14 protein-coding genes are annotated in these 16213 nt (G+C 70.0%); 6 read left to right on the top strand and 8 right to left on the bottom strand.

Features of this window, described 5'->3' with window-relative positions:
- Positions 1-107 precede the first annotated feature (107 nt).
- Positions 108-2285 carry a glutamine synthetase III gene (locus VG899_16870; protein HWA68039.1) on the bottom strand — a complete coding sequence of 726 codons (2178 nt, stop codon included), beginning with the start codon at positions 2283-2285 and terminating at the stop codon, positions 108-110.
- A 214-nt stretch (positions 2286-2499) separates the two neighbouring features.
- Between VG899_16870 and VG899_16865 the strand changes: the two genes are divergently transcribed.
- Positions 2500-3522, top strand: coding sequence for an aldo/keto reductase (locus VG899_16865; protein HWA68038.1), 1023 nt, complete (start codon positions 2500-2502; stop codon positions 3520-3522).
- A 13-nt stretch (positions 3523-3535) separates the two neighbouring features.
- Here VG899_16865 and VG899_16860 read toward each other — a convergent pair whose 3' ends face one another.
- The 6 genes from VG899_16860 to VG899_16835 form a co-directional block, all read right to left on the bottom strand.
- Positions 3536-4072, bottom strand: coding sequence for a nucleotidyl transferase AbiEii/AbiGii toxin family protein (locus VG899_16860; protein HWA68037.1), 537 nt, complete (start codon positions 4070-4072; stop codon positions 3536-3538).
- Positions 4069-4398 carry a helix-turn-helix transcriptional regulator gene (locus VG899_16855; GenBank protein HWA68036.1) on the bottom strand — a complete coding sequence of 110 codons (330 nt, stop codon included), beginning with the start codon at positions 4396-4398 and terminating at the stop codon, positions 4069-4071. The genes VG899_16860 and VG899_16855 overlap by 4 nt, the downstream gene beginning before the upstream one ends.
- 34 nt (positions 4399-4432) lie before the next feature.
- Positions 4433-5323, bottom strand: a complete 891-nt coding sequence (locus VG899_16850; protein ID HWA68035.1) for an NYN domain-containing protein — start codon at positions 5321-5323, stop codon at positions 4433-4435.
- Between the two features lie 45 nt (positions 5324-5368).
- The gene (locus VG899_16845; GenBank protein HWA68034.1) at positions 5369-6448 is read right to left on the bottom strand and encodes an NAD-dependent epimerase/dehydratase family protein; all 1080 of its coding nucleotides are present in this window, start codon (positions 6446-6448) and stop codon (positions 5369-5371) included.
- 82 nt (positions 6449-6530) lie between these two features.
- Positions 6531-7163 (bottom strand): helix-turn-helix domain-containing protein, encoded by a 633-nt coding sequence (locus tag VG899_16840; protein HWA68033.1) that lies wholly within the window; start codon positions 7161-7163, stop codon positions 6531-6533.
- Entirely contained in the window at positions 7160-8632 is a 1473-nt protein-coding gene (locus tag VG899_16835) for an MFS transporter (GenBank protein HWA68032.1), read from the bottom strand. Before VG899_16835 ends, VG899_16840 begins: the two co-directional genes overlap by 4 nt.
- 126 nt (positions 8633-8758) lie before the next feature.
- On the opposite strand from VG899_16835, the gene VG899_16830 reads away from it, so the two are divergent.
- The 3 genes from VG899_16830 (at position 8759) to VG899_16820 (ending at position 13170) form a co-directional block, all read left to right on the top strand.
- On the top strand, positions 8759-10516 hold the full coding sequence (locus tag VG899_16830) for a CocE/NonD family hydrolase (GenBank protein ID HWA68031.1): 1758 nt from the start codon (positions 8759-8761) through the stop codon (positions 10514-10516).
- 93 nt (positions 10517-10609) lie between these two features.
- Complete coding sequence (locus VG899_16825; protein ID HWA68030.1) at positions 10610-12403, top strand: FtsX-like permease family protein; 1794 nt, start codon at positions 10610-10612, stop codon at positions 12401-12403.
- A complete protein-coding gene (locus tag VG899_16820; GenBank protein ID HWA68029.1) occupies positions 12400-13170 on the top strand; it encodes an ABC transporter ATP-binding protein in 771 nt (256 codons plus the stop codon). The genes VG899_16825 and VG899_16820 overlap by 4 nt, the downstream gene beginning before the upstream one ends.
- Positions 13171-13202: 32 nt before the next feature.
- Here the strand turns inward: VG899_16820 and VG899_16815 are convergent, their stop codons facing one another.
- Entirely contained in the window at positions 13203-14093 is an 891-nt protein-coding gene (locus VG899_16815) for an SDR family oxidoreductase (protein ID HWA68028.1), read from the bottom strand.
- Positions 14094-14176: 83 nt separating this feature from the next.
- Here VG899_16815 and VG899_16810 point away from each other — a divergent pair, with 83 nt between their 5' ends.
- Together VG899_16810 and VG899_16805 are read left to right on the top strand one after the other, a co-directional pair.
- On the top strand, positions 14177-14734 hold the full coding sequence (locus tag VG899_16810) for a TetR family transcriptional regulator (protein HWA68027.1): 558 nt from the start codon (positions 14177-14179) through the stop codon (positions 14732-14734).
- Positions 14731-16209 (top strand): FAD-dependent oxidoreductase, encoded by a 1479-nt coding sequence (locus tag VG899_16805; protein HWA68026.1) that lies wholly within the window; start codon positions 14731-14733, stop codon positions 16207-16209. The genes VG899_16810 and VG899_16805 overlap by 4 nt, the downstream gene beginning before the upstream one ends.
- The last annotated feature ends 4 nt before the right edge of the window (positions 16210-16213 follow it).

Genomic DNA, 16213 nt, shown 5'->3' with positions numbered 1-16213 from the left:
TCAAAGCGGTCGCCGAAGCCTCCTAGCTCCCGCGGCACGCACACACGACGAGGGCCCGCAGGCGAATCGCCGCGGGCCCTCGTCGTGTTCACTTCAGACGCGAAGCGTCACAGCATGAACAGCATTTCCTGGTAGGTCGGCAGCGGCCACAGGTCGTCGGCCACGATGCCTTCCAGCGCGTCCGCCGCCGTCCGGACCTCGAGCATCGCCGGCAGCAGCGCGTCGCGGGAGTGCAGCGCGTGCTTGAGCAGGTCGTCATCGGCCTCGTGCGCGAGCGCGTCCGACAGCGAGCCGAGCGCCGCGCGCAGCGAGGTGATCAGCCCGGTCACCTCGTTCAGCGCCGACACGTCAGCCTCGACTCCGGCCGCCTTCAGCGCAGCCACGTTGGAGGCCAGCTCGGTCTGGTAGCGGACCGCCGCCGGAAGGATCGTCGTCGTGCCCATCTCCAGCACCGTCCGCGCCTCGACACCGACGCTCAGCACGTACTGCTCCAGTCCGATCTCGTAGCGGCTGTGCATCTCGCGCTCGCTGAACACGCCGTACTTCGAGAACAGGTCCAGCGACTCGGGCGCGATCAGCTCCGGCAGCGCGTCCGGCGTCGTGCGCAGGTTCTTCAGGCCACGCGCCGCGGCCTCGACCTGCCACTCCTCCGAGTAGCCGTTGCCGTTGAAGACCACGTTGCCGTGGTTGGTGATGATCTCCTCGAGCAGCTTCTGCACCGCGACGTTGAACTCCGTGCCCGCAGCGAGAGCGGCGTCGAGGGAGTCAGCGATGTAGTCCAGCGCCTCGGCGAGGATCGTGTTGATCGTCGTCATCGGGTTGGCGATCGTCTGGCCGGAGCCCGCCGCGCGGAACTCGAACCGGTTGCCGGTGAAGGCGAACGGGCTCGTTCGGTTGCGGTCACCCGGGTCGGTCGGCAGCACCGGCAGGGTGTCGACGCCGATGGTCAGCGTCCCCTTCTCCTTCGACGACGTCGCGCCGCCCTTGGCGACCTGGTCGAAGACATCCGCTAGCTGCTCGCCGAGGAAGATCGAGATGATCGCCGGAGGCGCCTCGTTCGCACCGAGCCGGTGGTCGTTCGCGGCCGACGCGATCGCCGCGCGCAGCAGCCCGCCGTACTTGTGCACACCGCGGATCACCGCCGCGCAGAACACGAGGAACTGCGCGTTGTCGTGCGGCGTGTCACCCGGCAGCAGCAGGTTGCCCTGCGACGCGTTGCCGATCGAGAAGTTCACGTGCTTGCCGGAGCCGTTGATGCCGGCGAACGGCTTCTCGTGGAACAGGCACTCCATGCCGTGCCGGTTGGCGACCTTCTTCATGGTCGTCATCAGCAGCTGCTGGTGATCGGAGGCGATGTTGGAGCGCTCGAAGACCGGAGCGATCTCGAACTGGCCGGGCGCGACCTCGTTGTGGCGGGTCTTGGCGGGGATGCCGAGCTTGAACAGCTCCCGCTCCGCGTCGAACATGCAGGCGAGCACGCGATCGGGGATCGCGCCGAAGTAGTGGTCGTCGAACTCCTGGCCCTTCGGCGGCTTCGCCCCGAACAGGGTGCGGCCGGAGTTGAGCAGGTCCGGGCGGGCCAGCACGAAGTGGCGGTCGACCAGGAAGTACTCCTGCTCCGGACCGGCGAAGGAGACGACGGCATCCGGGTTGTCGTGGCCGAAGATCTTCAGCACCCGCTCGGCCTGCTTGGCCATCGCCTGCTGCGAGCGCAGGAGCGGCGTCTTGTGGTCGAGCGCCTCACCGGTCATCGACACGAACACGGTCGGGATGCACAGCGTGTTGCCGTTCGGGTTCTCGAGGATGTACGCCGGGCTGGTGACGTCCCAGCCGGTGTAACCGCGGGCCTCGAACGTCGAGCGGATCCCGCCGTTGGGGAAGCTGGACGCGTCCGGCTCACCCTGGGTGAGGGTCTTGCCGGAGAACTCGGCCAGCGCCGTACCGTCGCCGTTGGGCTCGAGGAAGCTGTCGTGCTTCTCGGCGGTGAGGCCGGTCAGCGGGTAGAACACGTGCGCGTAGTGCGTCGCGCCCTTGCTCATCGCCCAGTCCTTCATCGCGACCGCGACCGCGTCCGCGACGGTCGGGTCGAGCGGCTGGGACTGGTCGATGGTGGCCATGACGGACTTGTAGACCGCCTTCGGCAGCACCTTCTGCATGACCGCCTTGCTGAACACGTTCTCGCCGAAGACCGCCCCCGGCTCCTCGTCGAGCGAGAAGGTCACGGGAGGCGGGACGTAGGCCGCCAACGCCTCGATTGCCTGCCGTCGTACGGCGTTGCCAGCCATGCAGATCTCCCCTAGTGCGCGTTCCGTTGCGTGCCCGAGGCGTCGAACGACCCGGTCGATGACCCCTTGACGGTATGGCGGATTTGTTTCCGGCAGATCAACCGGGTCGGCTCCCAGGACGCCGAGGTCGACGTAATCGGCGGATTGCGGGCGTCTTCAGGCCGAAAGCGTCAAGATCACCGGAGAGGGGCGGGGCGCGTGGTTGGGTGAGGCCATGGAGATGCGCGTACTCGGTCGTACCGGTGTGAAGGTCAGCCCGCTGTGCTTGGGCGCGATGATGTTCGGGGCGTGGGGCGAGCCCGACCATGACGAGTCGATCCGGATGATCGACCGGGCCTTGAACGCCGGGATCAACTTCATCGACACCGCCGACATGTACTCCTCCGGCGAGTCCGAGGAGATCGTCGGCAAGGCGCTGAAAGGCAAGCGGGACAACGTCGTCCTCGCCACGAAGTTCCACGGCGCGATGAGCTTCGACCCCAACGAGCAGGGCACGTCGCGCCGCTGGATCGTCCGGGAGGTCGAGAACTCGCTGCGCCGGCTGCAGACCGACTACATCGACCTCTACCAGGTGCACCGGCCACGGGTCGACACCGACATCGACGAGACCCTCGGCGCGCTGACCGACCTGGTCCGCGCCGGCAAGGTCCGCTACCTCGGCACGTCCACCTTCGCCGCGCACAGCATCGTGGAAGCGCAGTACGTCGCCCGCGACCGCGGCCGCGAACGGTTCGTGTGCGAGCAGCCGCCGTACTCGATGCTCGCCCGCGGGATCGAACGCGACGTGCTCCCGGTCGCCCAGCAGTACGGCATGGGCGTCATCCCGTGGAGCCCGCTGCAGGGGGGCTGGCTGTCGGGAAAGTGGCGCAAGTCCAACGAGAAGAACGAGAGCCGGCGATCGGCGCTGCTGCCGGCGCGCTACGACCTGTCGCTGCCGGGCAACCAACGCAAGCTCGACGCGGCCGACGCACTCGGCGAGCTCGCCGACAGCCACGGCATCTCGCTGATCCACATGGCGCTCGCGTTCGTGATCCGCCATCCGGCGGTGACCGCGGCGATCATCGGCCCACGGACGATGGAGCAGCTCGACAGCCAGCTCGGTGCGGTCGATGTCCAGCTGTCCGAGGAGATCCTCGATGCGATCGACGGGATCGTGCCGCCAGGCGTGACGCTGCTCGAGGAGGATCGCGGCTACGACCCGCCGTGGCTGACCGACGCCTCGCTGCGTCGCCGCTAGGCGATCCGTTCCGTCAGGTCAGCGCGGAGTCCCATTTGGCGACGCGTCGGTCCTTCGCGCCGATCATGCGAACCAGCCACTTGCGAACCGCCGCTGCGTCGACCTCGCCGTACGACAGCATCTCTGCGATGTCGACCCAGTCCTTCGGGCGGTCGAACAACGCCTTGAACACCGCCAAGTCGGTCGCCGACAGTATCGGGATGGTCGCGCCACCGAACGGAACGCGTTCGACGCGTTCGCGCAGCGCTTCATGCAACTCGTGCTGCGGGAAGAAGAGGTCGATGGGCGTGTGCTCCCAGAAGACCCTGGCCTGACCATCACGCTCGATCTGTTCGACGTCAGCCGAGTCCCAGGCCACGGCTCGCGGGAGCGACTGCAAGGCCAGCCTTGCCTCGGCGGGCACCAGCGAGATGTTCAGGTCGATGTCGACCGTCGCCCGCGGCGAGTCCGTGTGGTAGCCGAGGCAGATCGCCCCGCCGAACGCGTGCTCGATCTCAGCGTCGTCGAGCGCGCGGTCGACGTGCAGGATCTTGTCGACGAACGACGTCATGACGCCAGGAGCTGCCGGAACGTCGGCGGCGCCTCTCGGCTCGGGCTCGGCGGCATGGCATCGACGAACGCGAGCACGTCCGCGAGCTCCTGAGCTTGGCGGTAACGCTCGGCACGCGAGTCGGTGAGACCGAGCCCGGCACCGGCAATCTCGAGGATCCGCGCCAGGGTCGCGACGCCGGGCTGCTTGGCGCCCGTCTCGTAAGCACAGAGCTGGCTGGCGGGCACTCCCGCCCGTCGTGCCAGCTCAGCCTGGCTCCACTCTCGACGCCGCCGGGCGCGGCGCAGCAGCACACCAGCAAGTTCGTCTGCGCCGACCGCCGCCATCGCATTATCTTATCAGCGAACGCGGTTACGTCTTCTAGCCGTCCTTCAGCTTCGCCGAGAGGACCTGGTTGACCGTCCTCGTCTCGACCACGCCCGGGTAGGCCGCGAGGAACTCGGTGAACGACCGATGCCCCTCGCTCTTCTCGTCGAAGCCGGCGTCGAGGCGCAGCATCTGGTTCTTCAGGCCGGACGCGGTCACCCAGCCGTCGGCGCTGCGCTCGGCCTGCAGCGACATGGCGCGCCGCAGCAACTGGGCGTAGGGCGGCTCGGGCTTCTTGGTAGCGGTCTTGCGAGCGGCCGGCTTGCTGTCAGTCGCCTTCTTCGTCGCGGTCTTCGCCGCCTTCTTGGGCTTGGCCCCGGCGTCGGGCGCGGAGGCGTTCAGACCGGGAAGCTGGTCGTAGACGCGGAACACGTCCACCGCAGTACGCCAGTACCGGCCGACCGACCCCGCGACGCCGACGCCGACCACGGTGCGACCAAGTCGCTTGCAGCGCTGTGCGAGCGATACGTAGTCGGAGTCCCCCGCGACGATCAGCACGTGGTTGACGTAGTCGTAGCGCGACAGGTCGTCGATCACGTCGATGGCGAGCCGGATGTCGGCGCCGTTCTTGGTCCCGGACAGCGGGAACATCTGGACCAGGTCGATCGAGGCTCGCACCAGGTCGTTGCGGTACGCCGCGTTGACCGGCGCCGACCAGTCGGCGTAGGCGCGGGAGATCGCGACCGTGCCGAAGGAGGCGGCGTACTCCAGGATCGCCGCCACGTTGACGTGCGCCGCTTCGAGCTTTCCGGCGATCGCCTCCGGCGCGCGCGAGGCGTTGTCGTTGTGGAACGCGCGCTCGCCGTGCAACTCGTCGTAGCGCGAGATCACCACGTTGTCGAAGTCGATGTAGACCGCGACCTGATCCTTCTCACGCTCCGCCATCCGCGCAGTCTGGCAGGCCTGTCACCGCGCACCCGGTTCCGGCGGCTATGGGTTCTCCGAGCCCGGTCCGCCGTGTGCGGCGGTGCGCGCCAGCTCGGCCAGCCGACCCGCGGCCGCGGGCATCTTGCGAAGCGGCGGGGTGGCCCCGCCTGCCGCGTCGTGCATCCCGTCGAGGAGCTCGACGAATGCCGCCTTCGACGAATGCCGGGGCACCCAGCCGAGCTCGGCCCGGGCGCGCTGCGAGGACATCACCGGGACCGCGGCAGCCATGTCGAGCCAGCCCGCGTCCGTGGGCGTCAGCCGCAACCGGAAGGCGGCGTCGGCAGCGGCCCGCAGCGCGGCGTACGGCACCGGCACGGGACGGGCGTGCAGCGCTGCGGCCAGGCCGGCCGCGTCGAGGACCGGCTCGGCGGCGAGGTTGTAGGCACCGACCGCCGTCGGGTCGAGGACGGCCTTCGCGAACGCGGCTCCCACGTCGTCGGAGTGGACCGCCTGGAATGCCAGGCGGGGAAAGGCGGGCACGACCGGGATGAGCCGTCGGCGTACCGCACTGAGCGGGACGTACGGACCGAGGAAGTAGCGCGCGATCTCGCTGGCCGCGGCACGCTGGAAGATCAAGCCGGGCCGGAAGCGCACCACCCGAAGCGCCGGGACCTCCGCCTCCAGCTGGTCGAGCAGGCGCTCGACCGCGGCCTTGTGACAGGCGTAGGTCGACGACGGCGTGCCCCGCGTCGGCCACGACTCGTCGACCGGCTCGTTCTTCGGACCCGCCGAGTACGCGCCCACACTCGACGCGTAGACGAGCGCCGGAACCCCGGCGCCGCGTACCGCCGCCATCACCTGCCGGGATCCCTGGACGTTGGTACGCCACTGCAGATGAGTGTCACGACCCGGCTGGATCTGCCACGCCAGGTGGACGACCGCGTCAGCGCCGCGGAACGTCGCGCTCAGGCGCTGCGCCGCGTCGGGCAGGCCGATGTCACATGCGACCCACGACAAGGCCGTCTCGTTTCGCGGCGGCCGTCGCGCGACGCCGACGAGTTCATCGACCCCCGCATTGCGCAGGTTCTCGACGACCCGCGACCCGACGTTTCCGCTTGCTCCGACGATCACCACGCGCGTCATGTCGGCAGCCCTACCCGGCCGACCGCCCGGAACACGACGACCGGCACGACTGCGACGGACTCGGGCCGGCGGCGCAGGCCGGCTAGGAGTCGGTGAGGACCCGGTCGACCTGGGCGCGAGTGAGCGGCTTGTGGTGCAGCGGCTCCCCCGGTGGCCGCAACCCGGCAACCAGGATCGCGAGGTGGCGCCGCCACGCCTCCGGGGCGACGTCACGCGTCGTCTCGATCACCCCCCGGATCGACCACATCAACATCGTGAGGTCGGTCGCGGTGATCTCCTCGCGCACCCGGCCGTGGCGCTTGGCGTCGGCGAGCAGCGTGGCGATCTTCGCGCGGAGCTGGACCAGGGCTTCGTTGTCGGGCGAGGTGTGCCACAGCCGGGGCAGACAGCCGCGATGCTCCATCTGGTAGGCGCTGGAGCCCTCGAGGTAGTGCTCGAGGCCGCCGCCGTCCGGGATCTCGATCGCCGCCGAGGCCAGTGCCGACATCCGCTCGAGCACGTCGCGCACCAGCTCGGCGATCAGCGCGTCCTTGTTCGGGAAGCGCCGGTAGAGGGTTCCGACGCCGACGCCGGCGACCCGCGCAATCTCCTCCACGCCCGCGCTCAGCCCCTGCTCGGCGAACACCTTTGCCGCCGCGGCCAGCAGCAGCTCACGGTTCTCGGCCGCGTCGCGGCGCAGCTGCTTGCGCTCGCAGGCGAGGATCGTCGTACTCATTCGGGCTCGTCCCCGACCAGCGTGCCGGCTGCGACCAAGCCCAGCTCCGCGTGCGGCATGGCGTGGTCGAGCTCGGGCTTGGTCAGCTTGTGACGGGCCGTCGGGACCAGCAGCCCGGCGCCGGCCGCCGCAAACGAGCCCACGGTCAGCAGGGCGAAGCCGTGGTTGTAGCCGGCCTCGGTGGGCAGCGAACCGTGATGCGCGGAGGCGGTCACGATGCTGCTCATCACCGCCGCGCCGATCGACCCGCCGATCGTGCGGATGTTGGCGTTCATGCCGCTCGCCACGCCGGTCTGCTCCGGCGGCACGCCGGCGACGATCAGGGCCGACATCGCGGAGTAGGCCAGCCCGAAGCCGCCGCCCAGCAGACCGGTCGACAGCAAGATCTCCCATTGGTGGTCGTGGGCGAACACCAGCAGGAGGAACGGCACCACGCTGATGATCGACCCGACGAGCATCACGAGCTTGCCGCCGAAGCGGATCGTCAACCTGCCGGTGCCGAGGCCGACGACGAACATCACCGCCGACAGCGGCAGCATCAGTACGCCGGAGTGCGTCACGGACAGCCCGAAGCCGTATCCGGCGCTCGGGTCGGTCTGGAGGTACTCGGGCACGAAGCCCATGACGGCGTACATGCCGAAGCCGAACATGAACGCGACGAGGTTCAGCGTCCACACCACCGGCAGCCGCATCATCCGCATGTCGATCAGCGGCTGCGCCGAGCGCAGCTCGACCAGGATCCAGCCGACGGCAAGGACGACGCCGAGGACCAACAGCCCGATCACCTTCGCCGAGATCCACCCCCAGTCCGGCGCCTCGCTCACCGCGATGAGCGCGGCAACCAGCCAGGCCGACAGCAACCCTGCGGCGAGGAAGTTGACCTTGCCCGGCACCCGCACCGGCGAGGCCGGGATGACGAGGTGCGCCGCGACGGTCGCGGCGACCAGCATGATCGCCGGGAACCAGAACAGCCAGTGATAGTCGAGGGCGTCCACGATCGGGCCGGCGAGCACGAGGCCGAGCCCGGAGCCCGCCGCGATGATTGCCGCGATCAGGCCGACCGCACCCGCGACCTCTTCTTCGGGGTACTCGTCGCGGATGATCCCGAACGCCAACGGCAGCACGCCGCCGCCGACGCCCTGCACGACCCGGCCCAGGATCATCACGAACAGCGAGCTCGCGACGGCCGACATGACGCAGCCGACCAGCAGCGCGACGAGCGCGACGACGAGGAGCTTCTCCTTGCCCCACATGTCGCCGAACCGGCCGACGATCGGCGTGAAGATCGATGCCGAGAGCAGATAGGCGGTCAGCACCCAGGTCACGTTGTTCTGTGACGTGTGCAGCCCGTGCTCGATCGTGGGCAGCACCGGTACGACGAGCGACTGCAACAGCGCGTAGCCGATCGAGGCCGCTGACAGCACGGCGAACGTGGCTTTTCGGTGCGCGCGGGCCTGGGCCGCAGACATGAGATTCCCCTCGACAACCGGAGCGATCACTCCGGATCGATGAGGCTACCGGAAGCGGAGCCGCTGCTCCGCTTCGGGAGCGGTCGAGGCGCAGGACGCGCGTGCAACGACGGCGAACTGACTCCGATGACCAGTCGCCGGATCGCCCTCGCCGTCACAGCGCTCGCGGCCGCCTTGCTGGCCGCCCCCGCGGTCTCGCGGGCTGCCGCCACGCCGGCGTCGTACCCGAAGACGTACACGATCCAGCGGTTCATCCGGATGGACGACGGCGTCCAGCTCGGCGCCACCATCAGCTTCCCGTCGACCAACGGCTCGTCGATCGCGCCCGGCAGGTTCCCGGTGGTGCTCGACATGACGCCGTACGGCCGCGACGCCGAGTGCGGCTGCGACGTGCCCGGCCCGTTCAACAAGGCCGGCTTCGTCCTCGCTGTCGTCGACGTACGAGGGACGGGTGGCAGCGGGGGCAACCTCGACGGCAACTACTTCTCGCCGCGGCAGGCGAAGGACGGGTACGACGTCGTCGAGTGGCTCGGCACCCAGCCGTGGTCGACGGGCAAAGTCGGGATGTCGGGCGGCTCCTACCTCGGGATCATGCAGTACCTCGTCGCCGAGCAGGACCCGCCGCATCTGGCCGCGATCGCTCCCGACGAGGCACTCGCGGATCTGTACAACGACGCTGCCTATCCGGGCGGGATCCTGTCGCTGTCCTTCGATGCGCAGTACCTCGCCGTCCAGGGCGCGCCCGGACTGGTGACGCCCAACACCGCGCCGCAAATGCTGCCGGGCACGATCGGCGCGAAGCTCGACCAGGCGAGCGGACGGACGGTCGCGCTGGACTATCTCGCGCACAACACCGACGACGCGTTCTACAAGGCACGTTCGCCGATCACGCACGTCGGCCGGATCCACGTCCCGGTGTACGTGTTCGACGGCTGGCGGGACGCGTTCGAGGCGGGCGACCTGCGGATGTACGAGGCGCTCGAGCGGCGCAGCGCACCGACCTTCGTCCACATCGACCCGTGCACGCACAAGGGCTGCGGCAACGAGTTCGCGCCCACCCTCGACCCGCCGAACCCCGACGACCTGACGACTCTCGAGATCGCCTTCTTCGACCGTTACCTCAACGGCGACCGGGCGGTGCCGCCGCCGCCGCGAGTGCGCGTCTACGTCCAGCAGCTCGACCGCTACGTCGACGGGACGCGTTGGCCGCTGCGGTCGACCCGGTTCACGACGATGCATCTGGGTGCCGGAGCGATCTCGACCCGGCCGTCGCGTCGCACGTCCGAGAGCTTCGTCAGCAACCCGACCGCGGGACTGTCGATGGCACTCGACGAGCAGGGGACGGTCGCGATCTCGCCGTACCTGCCGCTGGACCAGCGGCTCGAGGACAACCAGGGCATCACGTGGCGTACGCCGGTGCTCTCGCGCGCGTTGACCCTCGACGGCCCGATCGCGATGCACCTCGTCGCGGCGTCGAGCGCGGCCGACACCGACTGGTTCGTCAAGATCTCCGACGTCGCGCCCGACGGCACCGAGTCGATCGTGACCGAGGGGCAGCTGCGCGCCTCGATGCGCCGGCTGGCACGCGCGAGCACCCGGATCGAGCCGGTGCAGACCCTCGACGACCCGCACGACATCACGCCGGGGACCTTCATCCGCTACCAGATCGCGGTCGCGCCGACGGCGTACCGGTTCGCGCCCGGCCACCGGCTCCAGGTCCGGTTGACGTCGTACAACATGCCCAACGCCCTGCCAGGGGTGTTCCGGGTGAGCCTGTCGAACCCGACCGACGTCGACATCGAGCCGCTGTTGCCGGCGACGAACACCGTCCGGCTCGGCGACGGCGGGACGACCATCACGCTGCCGGTGTCGCCGAACCGGTAGTCACTTCGGACTAGGCATCGCAGCCCTTGTGACTAAAGGGAATTGACGCATTTGCGTCGTAGAGGCGAGTCCCGCTGATCGATACCGTTCGTGGTGGTTGAGCCCGATTCGGGACACCTCACAGCGGGAGCCGGCAACGCCGGCGTGAAGGGCGGGCAACTCGTGGCACTGAGCTACATGTGGCGGGAGCTGAGGCACCGCCTCGGCCGGACCGTCGTGACGGCCCTCGGCCTCGCCGCCGGCGTCGGCCTGGTCATGGCCATCATCGGCGTGTCCACCGGCGTCTCCCGGGCACAGAACAAGGTCCTGTCGCCGCTGTCGTCGGTGGGCACTGACCTGATCGTGACCCGGACGGTCGCCGCGACGACGTCCGCGTCGGCCTCGTCGCAACCGGCGGCCAGCACGAGCGGCTCCGACGCCTCCGGCTTCTTCGGCGCCGGCGCCGGCAAAGGCCTGGTGGCCGAGGCATCGAAGCTCGACTCCTCCGACCAGTCGGCACTGATCCAGGCGAACTCGTCGGTGATCACCGACCTGGCCAAGCTCGGTCCGCCGGGAACGAAGTTCACTCACGACTTCTTCGTGCAGGGCACCCTCATCACGTTCCCGAGCCAGGCCATCTCCGCCGTCTCGCACATCTCCGGCGTCACCTCCGCCGTCGGAGCGCTGTCGGTGTCGGCGGTCCACGAGACCGGCACGGTTCCCAAGATCGTGGCCTCGCTCACCACGACGGCGCAGACCGTCAAGACCGCCGCCAAGCCGAGCTCCTTCACAGTGGCGCAGCTCGAGAGCACGCTCGCCTGCGTCCAGCACTCCGCAGCAGCGTCGAAGACCAGCCACCTGAAGGCCAGCAGCGACGTCATCGCGAGCTGCCTGCCCGCCCAGGACCGCGCCTACTACACGACCGTTGTCGTCCCGGCCGAGACCATCCACCAGGTCGTGAACCCGCCGTCGACCGACACGAAGACCACGACGTACTCCGTCGCCGGCGTCGACCCCGCCAGCCCGACCTCCGGGCTGGTGACCCGCAGCCAGGTCACCAAGGGCCACTGGTACGACGGGCACGCCGCCGACGAGGTGCTGGTCAACACCGCCTACGCCAACACCCACAAGATCGCGGTCGGTCAGCAGGTGAAGATCAACGCCGCCTCCTATCGCGTGGTCGGCCTGGTGTCGCCGACCCTGACGGGCAACGTCGCCGACCTCTACTTCGACCTGCCCACGTTGCAGAAGCTGTCGTCGAGCGCCGGACGGGTCAACGAGGTGCTGGTCTCGGTCAAGGACGCGGGCCAGGTCTCCGCGGTGGCGGCGGCGATCCACAAGGCCCTGCCCGGCGCGCAGGTCCTCACCTCGAAAGACCTCGCCGACCAGGTCAGCGGCAGCCTCGCCAACGCGCACAAGCTCGCCGACGACCTCGGTGCGGCGCTGGCCATCGTGGTCCTGCTGGCGGGCTTCGCGATCGCCGTGCTGCTCACGTTGTCGAACATCACCAAGCGGGTCCGCGAGATCGGATCGCTGCGCGCGATGGGCTGGTCTCGCGGTCTGGTCGTGCGCCAGATCCTTGCCGAGACGATCGGGATCGGAGTGCTCGGCGGCGTGATCGGCATCGCGCTGGGCGCGGGAATCTGCGGCCTGATCGACGCCGTCGGCCCGAGCCTGTCGGTGACCAGCAGCGGCCTGAGCGTCGGGGCGTCAGCCGCGAGCGCGCTGTTCGGTCAGTCGACCAGCGGATCGAGCACGGGCTCCGTGGCGCTGACCGCACCCATCGAGCTGACCTCCGTCGTCCTCGGCTTCCTGGGAGCTCTGATCGGCGGCGCCTTAGCCGGCGCCCTCGGCGGCTGGCGAGCCGCACGGCTCGCCCCGGCGACTGCCCTGCGGGACCTCGGATGAGCGCCACCACCGCGGTCGCAGCGGCGCCGCTCTACGTGCTCGACGGCGTCGGCCGTGCCTACGCCAAGGGTGGCGTGACGGTCGAGGCGATCCGCTCGATCTCCCTCGAGATCTTCGCCGGCGAACTGGTCGCACTGGAAGGGCCGAGCGGATCGGGCAAGTCGACGCTGTTGCAGCTGCTCGGCGCGCTGGACGTGCCGACCCGCGGCTCGATCCGCTTCGACGGCCGTGAGCTCTCCCGCGAGTCCGACGCCGAGCTCACCCGGCTGCGCAGCGAGGAGATCGGGTTCGTCTTCCAGCACTTCAACCTCATCCCCACGCTGACCGCCGAGGAGAACGTCGCGCTCGCGATGGTGCCGCGCGGCGTCTCCCGCCCCGAGCGGCTCGACCGGGCACGCGAGCTGCTGACCCAGGTCGGGCTGGCCGACCGGGTGCACCACCTGCCATCCCGGCTGTCCGGCGGCGAGCAGCAGCGCGTCGCGATCGCCCGAGCGCTGGCCAACCGGCCGCGCGTGGTCATCGCCGACGAGCCGACCGGCAACCTCGACTCGGCGACGGCAGCCGAGGTGATGGCGCTGCTCGCCGGGTTGGTCGACACCGGGGTCACCATCATCCTCGCGACGCACTCCGAGGAGGTGGCGAGCGCCGCGAAGCGACGGATCCAGCTGCGAGACGGCGAGGTGGCGGCGACGCTGCGCCGTCGTACGACGGCCCGCGCCGCGACCCGACCGACGTCCACCGCCCGCACCCGCCGCACCACCAGCTAGTCCCGGCCCTCCGGCCGGGAGCCCGCGTCGGCTCAGGTGTAGCGACCGGCGGTGAGGTCGTCGAGCAACGTCGGGCCGGTCGGGTGCCAGTCCAGCAGCTCGCGGGTGAGCTCACTCGACGCCGGCGAGTCCATGCCGAACAACGGGGCCAGGAACCTGAAGTGCGCGGCACGCTCGGCGGGAATGGACTCCACCGGTACGTCGAGCTGGGCCCCGATGGCCGTCGCGATCGCCTTGGTGGTGACGGCGGTCTCCGCGGTCGCGTGGAGCACCGAACCGGCCGGCGCGGCGACGACGGCCCGGCTGACGAGCTCAGCCGCGTCGGACACGTGGACCGCGGGCCAGCGGCTCGTGCCGGCGCCGGGATAGCCCGAGACACCCGTCTCCCGCGCGATGGCAACAAGCGTCGCCATGAACCCGTGGTCGCCGGCCCCGTGGACCGTGGGTGCGAACCGGATCACCACCGATCGGACGTCGCGGTTGGCCAGCTCCAAAGTGGCGGCCGCACTGGCAGCCCGCGGGTTGGAGTCGGCGCCCGGCCGGTCACGCTCGGTCGCGACGGCGCCCGGCGTGAGCCCCAGCGTCCCCGAGGCGATGACGAGCGGCTTGCCGCTGCCTCCCAGCGCGTCACCGAAGGCCTCGATGGCGGCGCGGTCACTCGTGGCCGCGGCCAGGAAGTCGCCGGTGAAGGCGACGTCGTGCCGGAACGCCAGGTGCACTACGCCGTCGGTCTCGGCGGCCTGGGCACGCAGCAGATCGAGGTCCTCGATGTCGCCGCGGACCGGCGTAGCTCCCACCGCCTCGATCGCCGCGGCGGCGGTGTCGCTTCGGGCGAGGCCGACTACCTCGTGACCGGCGGCGACCAGACGGCTCGTGGTCGGCGAGCCGATCCAGCCGGAGGCCCCCGTCATGAAGATGCGCATGTGATGTCCTCTATTGATGTCAGTCGCTGACATCGAACGTTACACCTGATGTCAGGATCTGTCATCACCTAGACTCTGCCGCCATGGGGCGGTGGGAGCCGGACGCGATGGGACGCCTCCAGCGCGCGGCGCTCGAGCTCTATCGCGACCACGGCTACGAGAAGACCACCGTCGCTGAGATCGCCGAGCGCGCCGGGCTGACCGAACGCACGTTCTTCCGCTACTTCGCCGACAAGCGTGAGGTGTTGTTCGCGGGGTCGCCGATCCTGCAGGCGCTGCTGCTCGAGGAGCTGGCCAAGACCGATCCGTCGGCCTCGCCGCTGGACCAGATCGTCATGGCCGTGGAGCACGCCGACGACATCTTCGCCCCGCGGGACCTGGCGCGGGTGCGCCATCAGGTGATCACCGCCCACGCCGAGCTGCAGGAACGTGAGCTGATCAAGCTCAGCCACCTGGCGAGCGCGTTCGCCGAAGCGCTCCGGCAGCGCGGGATCGACGAGCCGGCGGCGTCACTGGCTGCCGAGACCGGCGTCGCCGTGTTCAAGGTCGCGTTCGAACGTTGGATCGCGAAGGGCGAGAAGCGCTCCTACGGCGCGCTGGTCCGCGACTCACTCGCCGAGCTGAAGGCAGCCACCAGATGAGCAACCCACCGCTGTCACGCCGCCAGCTCCTCGCCGGCGGTGCCGCGGCCGCGGGCGGCGCGGTGCTGCTGCCCGGTGCGGCCGCCGCCGCGGTCACCGCTCCCCGCGCGCGCAGCGCCGACGTCGTGGTCGTCGGCGCCGGCCTCGCCGGGCTCGCGGCCGCCCGTCGAGTCGTCGCGGCGGGACACTCGGCGGTCGTGCTCGAAGCGCGCGACCGGGTCGGCGGGCGAACCCTGAACCACCCGCTCCCCCACGGCGAGACGGTCGAGGTCGGCGGGGAGTTCGTCGGCCCGACCCAGGACTACGCGCTCGGCCTGATCCGCGACCTCGGGTTGAAGACCTATCCGGCCTACCTCGACCTCGACAGCGTCTACATCGACGGGAAGGGCCACCGCTCGACGTACTCCGGTGACCTGCCCTCGGCGGGCGTGACCGGCATCGTCGACCTCGTCCAGCTCGTGACCACGCTCGACCAGTACGCCGCGAACGTCCCCGTCGAGGCGCCGTGGAGGTGGAGCAAGGCCGAGGAGATGGACCGGCAGAGCGCCGAAAGCCTCGTCCGGTCGATGGCGGTCGACCCGAACACCGCGATCGAGCTGGTCGACCTGTTCTTCGACTCGGCCTACGGCGGCACCGCCGCCGAGGTGTCGGCGCTGTACGTGATCGCCCAGGTCGCCGGGTTCGGCAACCGCACGACGCCCGGCACGATCGAGCGGGGCATCTCCAGCAAGGGCGGCGCCCAGGACAGCCGGATCGTCGGGGGCAGCCAGCGCATCTCGATCGAGGCCGCCCGCCGCCTCGACGGACGGGTCGTGCTCAACGCGCCGGTACGCCGCATCGACCAGGACAAGACCTCGGTGACGGTCCACTCCGACGCGGGCATGTGGAAGGGCAAGCACGTCATCGTCGCGACTCCCCCGTCGCTGGCCGCCGACATCGTCTGGCATCCGCTGATGCCTGCGGTGCAGGACGCGATGCGGCGGCGGATGACCCTCGGCACCCTGATGAAGATCCACGCCGTCTACGACAAGCCGTGGTGGCGCGAGGACCCGGGCGTCTGGATGGCGCTGAAGGTCGGCGGCGTCGTACCGGAGATGTTCGACAACACGCCGACGTCCGGCACGCCCGGCGTGCTGATGGGCTTTCACGGCGGGCACTCGTGGCGGAAGTACGTCAACGACCCGGTCGGGCGCCGTCGCGGCGCGCTGAACGACTTCGCCCAGGCGTTCGGCGAGCGCGCGCGCGAGCCGATCGCCTACTTCGAGCACGACTGGACCGCCGAGCAGTGGTCACGCGGCTGCCCGGTGTCCGTGGTCGCCCCCGGCGTCGTCACCGAGTTCCTGCCGCACCTGACCACGCCGTTCCTGCGCACGCACTGGGCCGGCACCGAGACCGCGACGTACTGGAACGGCTACATGGACGGTGCGATCTCCTCGGGCTACCGCGCCGCCGAGGAGGTCCTCGCGCGGTTGTGAGGGC

It is taken from the genome of Mycobacteriales bacterium, from assembly GCA_035550055.1.
GTDB lineage: Bacteria > Actinomycetota > Actinomycetes > JAFAQI01 > JAFAQI01 > DASZTV01.
This window is presented reverse-complemented; position numbering and strand designations above follow the sequence as displayed.